At 61.7% G+C, this 13,522-nt stretch carries 11 protein-coding genes and 1 tRNA gene; all 12 read right to left on the bottom strand.

The annotated features are described in order from the left end of the window. Window positions 1–115 precede the first annotated feature (115 nt). The 12 genes from QO034_RS19310 to QO034_RS19255 all read right to left on the bottom strand — a co-directional run bounded on the left by QO034_RS19310 (window position 116) and on the right by QO034_RS19255 (window position 13,462). Window positions 116–778: a type I restriction endonuclease gene (locus QO034_RS19310; RefSeq protein ID WP_284487175.1), complete on the bottom strand. Its 663-nt coding sequence runs from the start codon at window positions 776–778 to the stop codon at window positions 116–118. Continuing rightward, window positions 775–1,182: a hypothetical protein gene (locus QO034_RS19305; protein WP_284487174.1), complete on the bottom strand. Its 408-nt coding sequence runs from the start codon at window positions 1,180–1,182 to the stop codon at window positions 775–777. Before QO034_RS19305 ends, QO034_RS19310 begins: the two co-directional genes overlap by 4 nt. Next, entirely contained in the window at window positions 1,179–1,904 is a 726-nt protein-coding gene (locus QO034_RS19300; RefSeq protein WP_284487173.1) for a restriction endonuclease subunit S, read from the bottom strand. Before QO034_RS19300 ends, QO034_RS19305 begins: the two co-directional genes overlap by 4 nt. Further along, a complete protein-coding gene (locus QO034_RS19295; RefSeq protein WP_284487172.1) occupies window positions 1,849–2,346 on the bottom strand; it encodes a hypothetical protein in 498 nt (165 codons plus the stop codon). Before QO034_RS19295 ends, QO034_RS19300 begins: the two co-directional genes overlap by 56 nt. A gap of 94 nt (window positions 2,347–2,440) precedes the next feature. Next, window positions 2,441–2,514, bottom strand: a tRNA-Gly gene (locus QO034_RS19290). A 109-nt stretch (window positions 2,515–2,623) separates the two neighbouring features. Next, window positions 2,624–3,949, bottom strand: a complete 1,326-nt coding sequence (locus QO034_RS19285; RefSeq protein WP_284487171.1) for an aspartate aminotransferase family protein — start codon at window positions 3,947–3,949, stop codon at window positions 2,624–2,626. Window positions 3,950–3,959: 10 nt separating this feature from the next. Further along, window positions 3,960–4,931: a C45 family autoproteolytic acyltransferase/hydolase gene (locus tag QO034_RS19280; protein WP_284487170.1), complete on the bottom strand. Its 972-nt coding sequence runs from the start codon at window positions 4,929–4,931 to the stop codon at window positions 3,960–3,962. A gap of 9 nt (window positions 4,932–4,940) precedes the next feature. After that, complete coding sequence (locus QO034_RS19275; RefSeq protein ID WP_284487169.1) at window positions 4,941–6,398, bottom strand: biotin carboxylase; 1,458 nt, start codon at window positions 6,396–6,398, stop codon at window positions 4,941–4,943. 1 nt (window position 6,399) lies between these two features. Continuing rightward, a complete protein-coding gene (locus QO034_RS19270) occupies window positions 6,400–9,156 on the bottom strand; it encodes an aminotransferase class I/II-fold pyridoxal phosphate-dependent enzyme (RefSeq protein ID WP_284487168.1) in 2,757 nt (918 codons plus the stop codon). 61 nt (window positions 9,157–9,217) lie between these two features. Beyond that, window positions 9,218–10,192, bottom strand: coding sequence for a carbon-nitrogen hydrolase family protein (locus QO034_RS19265; protein ID WP_284487167.1), 975 nt, complete (start codon window positions 10,190–10,192; stop codon window positions 9,218–9,220). Window positions 10,193–10,260: 68 nt separating this feature from the next. Further along, entirely contained in the window at window positions 10,261–10,692 is a 432-nt protein-coding gene (locus QO034_RS19260) for a universal stress protein (RefSeq protein WP_284487166.1), read from the bottom strand. Window positions 10,693–10,705: 13 nt separating this feature from the next. Further along, window positions 10,706–13,462 carry a TRAP transporter permease gene (locus QO034_RS19255; RefSeq protein ID WP_284487165.1) on the bottom strand — a complete coding sequence of 919 codons (2,757 nt, stop codon included), beginning with the start codon at window positions 13,460–13,462 and terminating at the stop codon, window positions 10,706–10,708. Between the last annotated feature and the right edge of the window lie 60 nt (window positions 13,463–13,522).

Genomic DNA, 13,522 nt, shown 5'->3' with positions numbered 1-13,522 from the left:
AATCCCATGTCGATCACTCCTTCTCTCCCCGACCGATTCCGTCGGGGCAGCGTGTTCACATGGGTCAATTCTCAGTGGAAAATTATGGGGCTACCGGGTCACTTCTCAGCGGAAATCAACAGTTCATCAGACGGGTAGTCATCGACACGTTGTCCTGGTCCAGCGCGAAATGGACAATTGCCCCGCGCTTGAAGGTCAGCAGCGGTTCGCCAGCAGGGGAACGGTCCTGCCGATACTGCTTTTCGGCGTGTTTGACGTTCTGTCCGGTCAGCAGGTTCTTCACCTCCAGCGTCGCGACGGGGATGCCGTTGACGAAACTCACAAGGTCGATGGCGTTGCGGTTCTTCGCCGAATAGGTCACCTGCCGCATAACCGACAGGATGTTCGCCTCATACAGGCGTGTCAGGTCGGGGTTCAGGTTCGACGCGGGTTTGAAGAAGCACAGCGCGAAGCGGATGTTCGGCACCAGCTTGATACCTTCGCGCAGCACGGCATGGGTCGGGTTCTGCTTCAACGCCTGTTCAAGACGTTTCAGAACCTCTGCCTCTGCCTGCACGCTGTAGTGTTCTTCCAGCGTCTGCCACGCATCGGGTTGGGTGTCCTTCAGAAAGCGGAACAGCAACTCGGTGTCGAGGGCATGGGCAACGTCATAGTGGGACGGGCAGTCGCGTTCGATGTATCCATGATCGGCGGTCAGGCAGGCGACGATATGCGCCTCAAAGACCTTCTCTTGATGAATGTCGGCGGTCGTGTGGGTGCCAGAGGTCGTGTCGGTCATGCGAACAGATGCTCCAAGATCGCCCGAGCGTCGTCGATGGATTGAATGCCGAGACGGGTGATCGGGCGGGTGTTGAAGACTTCAAAGGGTTTGAGATTGCTGTTCGCGCCTTTCGACTTCTCGCCGGGTGACGGGTCCTTGTCTTGCCACCCAGAACCCTTCCACACCTTCTTCGTGACCTTGACCGTGTCAGGAAGCGTCGGTGGCGCATTCATGCTGACGATCCAGAGGTTCACGAGTTCATCGTGACCGGATTCGAGACCGATGGGGCGGCGCTTGTTGCGCGTCGTCCAGACAGTGAGGTGCTTTTGCTGACTGGTCGCGGTCTTTGGCGGCACTTGATCGCAGTTGGCGCTGAGTTGGGCGCGGAGGAAGGATTTGAGGTCGGCGATGGTGTCGGTCACGCTCCCATCTCCTCTTGAATGGCGTCGAGGCGGCGGTCGGGTGTGCCGGATTTGGCGTAGGTCGATACGTCGATCTGACCCGTGACAGCGGCGGTGATCAGGGCGGAGCGGTATTCTTTGAGTCGGTCGATGGATGTTTGCAGCGTAGAAGTTAGGTTTCTGACCCGCTGCCCCTCTTGCCTGAGTATTGCAAGAACCCGGTCCTGTTCGGGCACAGGCGGCACCGGGACAACTAGGTTGGAAGCAATTGAGATGTTGAAGTGCTGCTGAATGGCGCCGCTTGAACCGGACGAGTATTGCGCCTTCGCTGCCGACGAGTTCAGGAAATGGGCCAGCAGATAGGGGTCATAGTTCTTCGATTTCTTGATCAGGATTACGTCGATGCAGTTCGCGCCATTCAGTGCCTTTGGCACAACTGCTGCAGTGCCGGGTTGCCCGGTTCGGACAACGACCACGTCACCTTCGGCGACGGCGGATTTTCTGTTGATGCGATGACCCTCGTCCGTGATCGACACCATGTCGTCTAGGCGAAGTTCCATAGCACGGGTATTCGTTCCCCGGATCGCTGGCACGCCGTCATCTGTGTAGTAGGCGGCGGGAGTCGCAACGATGCCAACAGTCACTTGTGGACTGAGAAACTTGAGCTTTTGGTGCTGCCATCCTGACTTATCCAGTTCGAAACGCGTAGGCGTTGCGCAAATCGCGGCGTTGGCTGTCGTCAAGGCGGTACTCTGCATAGCGGTCAAACGCATCGGCCAATGTAGGCGCGGGCTTCTCTGCCTTCGGGGACATGATCGCTTGATAGAGCAACGGGTCTTCATTGCGCTGGGCTTCCTCGGCCAAGGCGTCCAAGGCTCCTTCTACATCCCCGACAATACCACGGGTCAGCCTCTCGGCTTCCCCCTGCATCTCCCCCCAAAGCTGCCTCGGGGTCATCCTGTCGCGTTCCTCCTGAGAGCGTCTGTGCTTCGCCACAGTGGCGTCGAACTCGCTCAGCAGGGCTTCCCTCTCGGCAACCAAGGCGGCACCCTCACGGGCCACCATGGGGCGCTGCATGAACGCCTCGCCCAAAGCCTTGCCAACGTCCTTGGGCCAGCGTCTACGGAATCGCTTGCGACCCCCTGAAAGTTCGTCGATGTGCTTCAATTTGACCACCACTGCCATTTCGATTTGTCCTGTTTGTGTCCCAGAATGTGTCTCGGAACACAGGCGCAAACCCCTGATAGATAACGTTTTATGAGTGATCAACCGTTGTCGGTGGAGCGGGTAGCGGGAATCGAACCCGCACTTCAGGCTTGGGAAGCCGGCGCGCTACCACTACACCATACCCGCACAATTGCCTGTCTACTGTCGTGCCGCGGACGGCGCAAGCGTCGAATACAGCGCGGCAGGGACACGCGGCTGGCCGCGATGCGGTCATCCGCCGCAAGATGCGGCCACGCTATGCGTGCAGAGCCGCCTCCACGGCACCGGCCAGCTTTTGCACCAGTTCACCGATCTGCGCGTCGTCGATGATGAACGGCGGTGCCAGCAAGACGTGATCGCCACTCTTTCCGTCGATCGTGCCGCTCATCGGATAGCAGATCAGACCGGCCTCGAAGGCTGCCGCCTTGATCCGCGCGGCGACCTTACGGGCCGGATCGAACGCGGCCCTGCTGTCCCGATCCGCCACCAACTCGATCGCCTGGAACAGCCCCCGGCCCCGAATGTCGCCGACATGCGGATGCTGCGCGAATTGCGCCTTCAGGGCATCCGCCAGTCCTGCACCCTGCTTTCGCACCTGCGGAACCAGATTGCGGTCCAGTAGAGCGTTGACCACAGCCAGGCCCGCCGCCGCCGCCGTCGGATGACCAAGGTAGGTGTGGCCGTGCTGAAAGAACCCGGACCCGTTTTCGATGGTTTCATAGATTTCGCGACTGCACAGCATGGCCCCGATCGGCTGATAGCCGGCCCCGAGTCCCTTGGCGATGCACAGGATATCCGGGGACACGCCCTCCTGTTCGCAGGCGAACAGGCTGCCCGTGCGTCCCATGCCGCACATCACCTCGTCAAGGATCAGCAGGATGCCGTATTGATCGCAGATTTCACGGATGCGCCGGAAATAGCCCGGCGCCGCCGTCAGTGCTCCCGCCGTCGCCCCGACCACGGGTTCGGCGGCAAAAGCCATGACGTTTTCGGGACCGACCCGCAACAGTTCGGCCTCCAGCAGGTTGGCGGCCCGCAGGCCGTATTCCTCGGGCGACTCGTCGTCCCGCCTGAGCCGGTATTCGTAGCAGGGATCGATATGGCTCATGTCGATCAGAAGAGGTCCGAACTGGGCCCGCCGCCATTCGTTGCCGCCGGCGGACAGCGCCCCCATCGTGTTGCCGTGATAGCTTTGCCTGCGCGCGATCAGGCGGCCCCGGTTCGGCTCTCCCTTCTCGACGAAATACTGCCGGGCGAGCTTCAGCGCCGCCTCCATCGCCTCGGATCCGCCGGACACGAGGTAGACACGGTCCAGATCCCCCGGCGCATGGGCGATGAGCAGATCGGCAAGCGCCTCGGCCGGGGCCGAGGTGAAGAACCCGGTATGGGCATAGGCCAGGCTGTCGAGCTGCGCCTTGACCGCGTCGATGATCTCCGGATCCCCATGTCCCAGGCAGGACACCGCCGCTCCGCCGGACGCGTCCAGATACCGTTTGCCGCTGCCATCGAAAAGATAGCAACCCTCGCCGCGAACGGCGACCGGCGGCAACTGTTTGCAGTGACGCGGAAAGATATGTGACATGAACCCTCCTTCAGGCCGCGCCGGGAATCTGAACCCGGCGGGCACTTTCCTGAAAATCGTCCAGCCCGAAGCTCCAGACCGTTCCCGGCCAGCGCACGTCCATCTGCCGCAGACGTGGACGGTAGACCGCCGTGTAAAGCGTGCCGAAACCGGCGTCGAACGCCGTGGAATAGAGCGGCGGACGCAGGAACGCGGCGATGAACTTGTCCTCCGGGTCGTGGTGCAGGGTCAGCCTTTGCAGCAGAAACCTTTCCCGTTCCACGGTCGCGGTGAACCGGGCATGACTCACCCATTCCACGTTTTCCTGATGGTTGGTGGCGACGGCCGCATGGGTGATCAGGGCCTTCCTGTCGGGCGACATCATGGCCGTGAGATACCGGCGCTTGGCGTCGAGCACCGTGACGTTGTAGCTCATGTGCGTGGGCACCCGCGCCAGCGCGGCGCCCGCCTCTTCCGCCGTGCCGCAGGTTTGCAGAACGTAACGCAGGATCAGCGGAACGCCGAACCCGTCGCCAATGACCCGCCTGCCGCCGAAAGTCAGCGAAATCGCCAGCCCGGCGTCGTTCACCCCGTCCACCATCCCCCAAAGCCCGTCTGACGTGCCCATCACCCGGCGCCCTTGCCACCCGGTGTGCAGGATAAGGCCGTCGAAAGCGTTCGGATCATAGTCGTAGTTGCGCACCATCACCGGTTCTTCGCCGGGCCATATCGCCTGTGAACAGCCTGAAAGATACGGTGGCGGACAGTAGAAACTGAGAAAACGCGCCGCCTGGTCCCCGCCCCCCGCCAGATCGCACAATGCCTCATAGAGCGGCATGATCTCCGGCATGTGTTCCTGCAACGCCCGGCGGCTTTCCAGGTAGCTGGGACGGGCGGCGTCGCCTTCCTTCAGCCACCAGCGGTGATAGTCCGGCCAGTATTCGGCGAAAAGCCCGGCCCATTTCGGGCCGGGCGCGTCTTCGCTGAGAGCACGCCAGAGCATCGGGTCTCCCTAGAGTATCTTGAACGCGGGGTCGGCCAGGGCCGGGCCGGCATTGGCCACCGGCAGCGGTTTGCCATCCACGGATTTCTTGATTCCGTGGATCCATTTCTTGGCGCGCTCGTTCAGTTGGAAGCCTTTGGTCATCGACCGGCCGCGCGTCACCAGGATACCGATATCGGCCCCCTCATAGCGGTAATCGCCGGGCTGAAGGATGCGCAGGAAGAAGGCTTCGTTCTCGCTTTCCACGGCGCGGCGGTGATAATCGAAACGGTCATAGACGACCCTCCCGTCTTCGAGCATCTTGTAGATCCCCGTCTCCGGGGCGGCGGTGCAGATATCCACCGTGTCCTCTGTATGCTTGATGACCATCTGCGACCAGCTGTCGATCATGTCCGGGTCCGCCCAGCGGGCATTCAGTTCATCCACGTCAAGGTCGAACTTCCTTTTCGAGAATTCCAGCAGATGGAACAGGAACAGCGGCGCGTCCGCATGGGCAAAGGCGGCGTGGTTGGTCATCGACGAGGCGCCGGTGATCCGGGGATTGAGTTCCCCCAGCCAGAGGTCGCCGGTTTTCTTGTCGATCAGGAAATCCAGTTCGAAATAGCCCCGGTATCCTTCCTTGCGCAGTTGTTCGCCGAACTTGAAGGTCAGGTCGCGGGCCTTTTCGCGCACCTTGGGCGGGAACGCGGTCGACAGGATCTCGTTGCCGCACCAGCCGCCGCGATAGGGAGTCAGTTCCTTGAACCCCACCAGTTCGGTCATCAGCGGACCGACGATGGTGCCCTCCTTGGTCGCGCAGGCTTCGATCGCCGAGCCGCGGCAATCGATCCGCTTCATGATCTTGATCTCGCCCTCGCCGACGATCTCGTGTTCGTGGCGGCGGAAATCGGCTTCCGACTTGATGAAGAACGTGGTGTGCCCGCTGTCGCCAAAAGCGGATTGCAGCACCAGATCATGGCCGATTCCCGCCTTTTCGCAGGTCTTTTTCAGATCGGCATAGGATTTTACCTCGGCAAGCACGTTTGGCACCGACGGCACGCCCGCCTTGTTCCCTATCCGGACCGTTTCGATCTTGTTGTCCATCTTTGTGCGCAGCTTCGCCTTGGGAAACCAGACATCCGCGCCCAGTTCCTTGGACAGCCGTTCGGTTTCTTCGTCGAACATCAGGAACACGAATTTGGGCTTGCCGCCGCGCCGCTTGATGTAATCGATGACCTCCTTGTGCTGGAGCAGGTAATTGTTGATGTCCTCGATGGACTGGAATTCCGCATGGGGCTGTTCGGATGGGCAGAACACGTTCGGGTGCTTGCCGCCGTAGCAGTCGATGTAGCAGATGTACTTGAAATTCTTCACCCATTCATCCAGGCCGAGAAGATTGAAGTTCGTCGCCGAAATGAAATAGACAGGGTCCTCGTTGCGGTGAAAGTAACGTCGTATTTCCGAGATGTTTCGAAGTACGGTCGGCATACTATTTTCCTTTTCTCTTTTCGGCGTTGGGTTTCGGGGATGTGCCGCCCGGCAAGGCGGCAAGCGACTCCGGCGTGAACACGCGCAAGCCAAGGTCGGCGCGGTATCCATGTATCTCGTTGACGTCCAAGGCCCGCATGAAGGCGAGGATCTCCTGGCTGATCACCTGCCCCGGCACGAGAATCGGAAAACCGGGCGGATAGGGAATGATGAAACTGGCCGAAACCACCTCCTGGCCGGCGTCCAGCGCATCCTGAAGCGATCCGTCCAGTTCCAGGTAGTCGCAGTTGCGTTCGTCATAGCTGAGATAATAGGCCGTGCGTATGTCGCCTTCCGGCGTCAGATCGCCGGGCCGGAAGGCGTCGTGGAACCGGCTGAAGTCCGGCAGCGGCGGATAGTTCTCCGTCAGGTTCTTCACGCGGCGGTCAAAGGACAGCCGTTCCATCTTGGACGCGTCGTCCAGCAGGTCGTCGAGCTCGTTGGCGATCTCCACCAGAACCTCGATCAGATAGGCCACCGAAGACCGCGTGGTGCCTATGTTGCTCATGAACAGGACGGTGTTGCGCGACGTCTTGTTGATCTGGATGCCGTATTTGTCCATCAGCACGCTGTTCTTGAACGTGTCGCCGTCCCATCCGGTGCCGCCGACGGCCAGGGTGATGCGCGTGGGGTCCAGAACGAAATCGTCGTTGTCCCAGCAATCCCACATGTCGGTCCAGCCCTGCTCGCCGTCGAAATAGCTGGTGACGCCGCTTTGGCGATACTGCTCGGGTATCATGTCGGCAACGGTCAGGACCTTGAAATACTTCTGCAACTGCGGATGGCTGCTGATCGCCCGCCGCATTGCCATCGCCGCCTCGATCTGGCGGTGCACGAATTCGAACCCTTCCAGTTCGACCTGACGCCGTCCCACATCCAGCGAGGCGATGATCTGGTAGTTGGGCGAGGTCGACGTATGGGTCATGTAGGCTTCGTGAAAGGACTGCTCGACCTCTCCCTTGAAGTCCTGGTCGTTCACATGGATCATCGACCCCTGCCGCAGCGAAGTCAGCGTCTTGTGGGTGGATTGCGTCGCGTAGACACGCACCCGCGCCTCGGGCGGGGCAATCAGCCGGGCCCCGATCATGTCTTTTTCGGAAGCATCCTTCAGCGCCTCTTGCTGTTTGGCATAGGCTTCGTGATGCGCCTCCGTGCGCAGACGCTTGCGAAGATCGTTGGCGGTGCGCATCGCCGTGCGCTGCCGGTAGGTCGGGCTGAACCGCGCAAAGGCGAACCACGCCTCGTCCCAGAGAAAGATCAGGTCAGGCTTGATGGCGAGGCATTCCTCCATCACCCGTTCCACGTTGTAGACCAGACCGTCGAAGGTGCAGTTGGTCAGCAGCAGCATCCGCACCCGATCGAGTTTCCCGGCCGCCTTGAGCGCCAGAAGCTGGTGCTTGATTTCTTTCAGCGGCACCGCGCCATACATCGAGTATTCGTTGAGCGGATAACTGTCGAGATAGACCACCTCGGCCCCGGCAAGAACCATGCCATAGTGGTGCGACTTGTGGCAGTCCCGGTCGATCAGCACGATGTCGCCCGGACGCACCAGCGCCTGCACCACGATCTTGTTGCAGGTCGACGTGCCGTTGGTCGCGAAAAACGTCTGTTTGGACCCGAAGGCCCGGCTGGCCAGTTCCTGCGCTTCCTTGATCGGTCCCTGCGGTTCCAGGAGGCTGTCCAGCCCGCCCGACGTGGCGGAGGTTTCCGCCAGAAAAATGTTCGGGCCATAGAACGCGCCCATGTCCTGTATCCAGTGGGACCGCGTGATCGACTTGCCGCGGCTGATCGGCATGGCGTGAAACACGCCTGTCGGCTGCTTGGAATACTCGACCAGCGCGGTGAAGAATGGCGTCTTGTTGCGCGCCGCCACCCCGCGCAGGATGTTCAGGTGCAACTCCATGAAGTCTTCCTGATTGTAGAAGACGCGCCGGCAGATGCCGAGGTCGAGCCCGGCAATGTCCTCGACGGACCGTTCCGTCACCAGATAGGCATCCAGTTCCGGGCGCACGCGGGCGATCAGGCGGCACAGTTCGGGACCGTAGTCTTCGGGCAGCATGGCGTCGATTTCCGCCGACCCGCTTGCATTGCTGACGTATTTGTTGAGGATCTCGTTCGGGTTCTTCGACTTCAGGATAAGGCCCGGCCGCACCACGATCGCCTGAATGTTGTGGTTGAACAGCACCGCGATCAACGCATCCTCAAGGCTGGGAACCACCACCGCCTCGTAGTGAAACGGGTCTTCGGCGCGCCGCATCCGGCTGACATTGCTTTTGAGCCAGCGTTCCTGCTGATCGTTCACGTTGTCGACGAGCAGCACCTCGAAATACGGCCGCGTCATGGCCCGCGCTTCGGGCGACAGCATCGCTTCGTCGTTGTGTTCCTCGTCGTCGCTGCTGTCGCGCTCCAGCGGGATGCTCCGCCGCCGGTAGGCGCCGGTGGTCAGTGCCCGCTTGATCCGGTTGGTGGTGAACGACAGGTCGTCATAGTTGCCGTGCTCGAACTGGCGGCGCATGTGATCGAACGCGGCCATGCCCGGAAAAGCCCAGTAGGGTTCGATCAGCGACAGCGACTGGAAGAGATCGGAAATCCGCCGTTTCAGGGTCTCCGCCTTGCGCGCATTGTGTTCACGGCACAGGGATGTCGTTGCCTCGCGCAACGCGCTCCACCTGTCGGAACGGAGTTGCGTCGCCGAATAGTAGTCGCTGACGGAATCCATCGTTCGCTCTCCCTATTTCTGGCCGAGCCGCGATCAGGACACATCAGGTTCCCGCTTTGGTTCAGCCCGTCACAGTCTTTCCGTTGGCCGCCCGGGTTGCAAACCCGGATCTGTGCCCGTGTTCGAACGCGCCGATCTCGGCATCGGCCCGCATGTCGCCATGCAAGCCGGCCTTCGACCCCTGTTGCGGTATCTCAAGCGGCCCGAGAGTCTTCAGATAGGCGTCTGTCCCGCTGGTCCGGTCGTAGACCGAGAAATCGACTCCGCGGTCGCGGAAACTCTTCAGGACCTGGCCGAGCCCCTTCATCCCGGTTTCGCGCTGGCGGCGCACCATCGACAGGTCCACTTCGATGGGGAACATGTCTTCCTGTCCCGCCGATTGGTGCAGCACCAGCGATGTGGGGTCCACGACAAGCGACTTGCCGACCCCGCCGGCGCCGAGCCCGTTCACGTCGATAACGTAGCACTGGAACTGCGCCGCGGTCGCGCGGGCGATCGCAAGTTCCGCATCCCGGTCCGTGGTCCCGGTCAGAACCGGGTGCAACAGCACTTCGACGCCCTGGCTCGTCAGTTGCCGCGTGGTTTCCGGAAACCACATGTCATAACAGATCGAAAGGCCGAACCGGCCCACGTCGGGCACATCGAAAACGCAGAATTCCGTTCCCGCCGACACGCCCGTTTCATAGGGCAGGAAGGGAAACATCTTCGCATAGCGGCGAACCACCTCGCCATCCGGGTTGATCACCAGCGAGGTGTTGTAAACCCGGCCGTCCTCCGGATGGGTCAGGAACATGGATCCGGGTATCAGCCAGATCCTGTATCTTTGCGCCGCCTCGCGGAACTGGTCGATGACGGCGTTCTCTTGCGGCAACTTGAACTTTTCAAGCGGTCCGAACGGCGCGAGTTCGCTGAACAGGACCATCTGGGTCCAGGGGAACCGCACCATCAGCAGGTCCAGCCGGTGCAACATTCCGTCCACGTTGGAGTGCAGGGCGTTGACGTGCATTTGAACGCCCGCAATGGCAAAAGGGGTCATCTATCCGTATCTCCGTGCATGCGGATTGGATCCGGTCGGATCGCCTGTCTTTCCGCGTCACGCATCCTCTACGCCCTGACGACCAGAACGGAAACAGGTGATCTGCGCACAACCCTGTCGGCGTTCGAGCCGACGAGGAATTCACGCACCCTGTCCGGCTTGTGCGATGCCATCATGACAAGGTCGCAGCCCGTCGTTTCGATGGCTTTCAGGATCTTCTTGTGGATCTTGCCGAAGGCCAGATGCTGGTGCACCTCGATCTCCTCCGGAACTTCCCTGGCGACCAGATCGTCCAGCGCGGCGCTGGCTGCGGCAATCGCCTTCTTCTCGAAATCCTCCGGAAAGAAGCCTTCGACCAGCGGCGTCCCCATGTCCGGAACGACCGACATGATATGAAGCGCCCCGCCCGAGACCCGCACCAGTTCGACGGCCTGCGGCAAGGCCCTTTGCCAGCTTTCCGGATGGGTCAGATCGACCGTGAGCAAAATGGCTTTGAACATCGGATGCCCTTTTCTATGCAGCCTCGCGTTTCGCCACGGTCCGCCCCGCGCGCCCGCGTTGCAGGAACACGACCAGCGCCAGCAGCAGCAAGGCAGGAATGAACATGAGGTATTTCGTCGGCTGTCCGACCGGACGCAGGACGCGCAGGACCTTCTGATCCCAATCCAGCCCGGCGTCCGCCGCGGCGCTGCCAAAGGCGACATCGTCCACGATCAGGTCGCCGCCGTCCTCGCGGAACATGAGCCCCGCATTCTCAAGCCGTTCTTCGCCTGTCTCCCCCTCCTCGATCTTCAGAAGCGCGACGAATTCGACGGGATCCCCCAGGTCGTTCAGGCCGGACACCCGCAGCCGCAGATCCTCTCCGACAGGCGTGGCCATCGCCGCCGCCGCGATCTCGGTCGGGTTCTCTTCGCTGTAGGGCGGAAACACCATGTCCATCCAGAACCCCGGCCGGAACAGGGTGAAGGCGATCAGCAACAGCGCCACCGTTTCGTAGATCCGGTTGCGGGCCATGAACCAGCCCTGCGTTGCCGCCGCGAACAGCAACATCGCGATCGTCGCGACAATGAAGACGAAAACGCCCTGCGCCCAGGTCACGTCGATCAGCAGAAGCTCCGTATTGAAGATGAACAGGAACGGCAGCGCCGCGGTGCGCAGGCTGTAGAAGAACGCGACCACGCCGGTCTTGATCGGATCGCCACCCGACACGGCGGCCGCCGCGAAACTGGCAAGACCGACCGGCGGCGTCACATCCGCCATGATCCCGAAGTAGAACACGAAAAGATGCACCGCGATCAGCGGCACGATCAGCCCGTTCTGCTGACCCAGGGTCACGATCACCGGCGCCAGCAGCGCCGACACGACGATGTAGTTGGCCGTCGTCGGCAGCCCCATGCCAAGGATCAGGGACAGGACCGCCGTCAGCAGCAGGATCGCCATGATATTGCCGCCGGACAGGACTTCGACGACATCGGCAAGGGCCGACCCGACGCCCGTCTGGCTGACCGCGCCGACGATGATGCCCGCCGTGGCGGTCGCGATACCGATCCCGATCATGTTGCGCGCGCCGGTTTCAAGCCCGTCGATCAGGTCCCGGATGCCGAGCAACACGGCCTGACCCATCGCGCTTTCCCCGCGCATCAGGGCCGTCAGCGGCCGCTGCGTCACCAGGATGAAGACCATGTAGGCGGTGGCCCAGAAGGCGGACAGGCCCGGCGACAGGCGGTCGACCATCAGCGCCCAGACAAGCACCACGACCGGCAGCACGAAATGCAGGCCGGACCGGATCGTCGGTCCCGGCATCGGCAGCGACGTGACCGGAGCGTTCGGATCGTCCAGTTCCAGCGGTTCTTCCCTGGAGGCGATGAACAGCAGCCCCAGGTAGACGATGGTCAGGAAAGCGAAGATGATGTAGCCGGCGGTCTGCGGGAATGCCGGACGGATCCATCCCATGCCGTAGTAGACGGCGAAGGAGATCGCACAGATCGCGGCTATGGTGAAGGCAATCCCGATCAGCCGCCGGACGATGGGCTTGGGCGTATAGGCGCGCGGCAGGCCTTCCATCCCGGCCTTGAGCGCTTCCAGATGCACGATATAGACCAGCGCGATATAGGAAATCACCGCCGGCAGAAAGGCGTGCTTCACCACGTCGAAATACGGGATGCCCACGTATTCCACCATCAGGAAGGCCGCGGCCCCCATCACCGGCGGCATGATCTGCCCGTTGACGGAAGACGCCACTTCGACCGCGCCTGCCTTTTCCGAAGAAAAGCCGACTTTCTTCATCAGCGGAATGGTGAAGGTGCCGGTCGTCACCACGTTGGCGATGGACGATCCGGAAATGAGCCCGGTCATCGCCGAGGACACGACCGCGGCCTTGGCCGGACCGCCCTTCATGTGGCCCATGAGGCTGAAGGCGACCTGAATGAAATAGTTGCCCGCCCCGGCGCGGTCCAGAAGCGACCCGAACAGTACGAAGAGAAAGACAAAGGACGTGGACACGCCCAATGCGATGCCAAAGACGCCTTCGGTGGTGATCCACTGGTGGTTCACGATCTCGGACAGGCTGTTGCCCTTGTGGGCGATGATGCTGGGCATGTAGGGGCCGAGCACCGTGTAGACGAGAAAGACCGAGGCGACGATCATCAGCGCCGGGCCAAGCGCGCGGCGGGTCGCTTCGAGCAGCAGGATCAGCCCGATGACGGAAACCACGAAATCCTGCAGGATCGGCGCGCCAACCCGGCCCGAAATGTCGCGGTAGAACACATAAAGATAGAGCGCCGCGGCCGCGCCGACGATGGCCAGGGCCCATTCCCAGGGCGGGACCCGGTCCTTGGGCGAACCGAGCAGCACGGCGGCGATCACGGCGAGCGCGATGATGGGAATCCACCATGTCGTCGTGTCATCCTTGGCCCCGGTCATGAACAGATAGGCCAGGACGACCGGCACGGCCACGCCGAGGCCGATCTGGAACTTGCTGCGCTCCGCCGGAAAGGCGGCGTAGGCGAGAAAGATGGCAAAGGCCAGATGGATCGACCGGCTTTCCGTATCGTTGAAAACGCCCCATCCGACCATGAAGGGAATGGGCGAGGCGATCCAGAGCTGAAACAGCGACCAGGACAGGGCGACACAGGTCAGGAACAGTCCGACGCCCCCGGTCGTGCCGCGCCCGCCCGTGTCGGACGAGGCGACCAGTTCGTCGAGTTCCGCCTGGGAAAGTGCGCCGCGGCCTCCAGCAGCGGCCTGCTGCTGATTTGAATTGTCCGACATGTCAGTCCCCCTGCGGCCTGTTCGATCAGGCCTCTGTTCAGATCGCTTTCAGTTTTTTCC

Source organism: Sedimentitalea xiamensis, from assembly GCF_030164465.1.
Taxonomy (GTDB): Bacteria; Pseudomonadota; Alphaproteobacteria; order Rhodobacterales; family Rhodobacteraceae; genus Sedimentitalea; species Sedimentitalea xiamensis.
This window is presented reverse-complemented; position numbering and strand designations above follow the sequence as displayed.

What these genes read in the sequence shown, in the direction of transcription:
- QO034_RS19310 (WP_284487175.1), bottom strand. Translation starts at nt 778, where the DNA reads ATGACCGACACGACCTCTGGCACCCACACGACCGCCGACATTCATCAA.
- QO034_RS19295 (WP_284487172.1), bottom strand. Translation starts at nt 2,346, where the DNA reads ATGGCAGTGGTGGTCAAATTGAAGCACATCGACGAACTTTCAGGGGGT.
- QO034_RS19285 (WP_284487171.1), bottom strand. Translation starts at nt 3,949, where the DNA reads ATGTCACATATCTTTCCGCGTCACTGCAAACAGTTGCCGCCGGTCGCC.
- QO034_RS19280 (WP_284487170.1), bottom strand. Translation starts at nt 4,931, where the DNA reads ATGCTCTGGCGTGCTCTCAGCGAAGACGCGCCCGGCCCGAAATGGGCC.
- QO034_RS19275 (WP_284487169.1), bottom strand. Translation starts at nt 6,398, where the DNA reads ATGCCGACCGTACTTCGAAACATCTCGGAAATACGACGTTACTTTCAC.
- QO034_RS19270 (WP_284487168.1), bottom strand. Translation starts at nt 9,156, where the DNA reads ATGGATTCCGTCAGCGACTACTATTCGGCGACGCAACTCCGTTCCGAC.
- QO034_RS19265 (WP_284487167.1), bottom strand. Translation starts at nt 10,192, where the DNA reads ATGACCCCTTTTGCCATTGCGGGCGTTCAAATGCACGTCAACGCCCTG.
- QO034_RS19260 (WP_284487166.1), bottom strand. Translation starts at nt 10,692, where the DNA reads ATGTTCAAAGCCATTTTGCTCACGGTCGATCTGACCCATCCGGAAAGC.
- QO034_RS19255 (WP_284487165.1), bottom strand. Translation starts at nt 13,462, where the DNA reads ATGTCGGACAATTCAAATCAGCAGCAGGCCGCTGCTGGAGGCCGCGGC.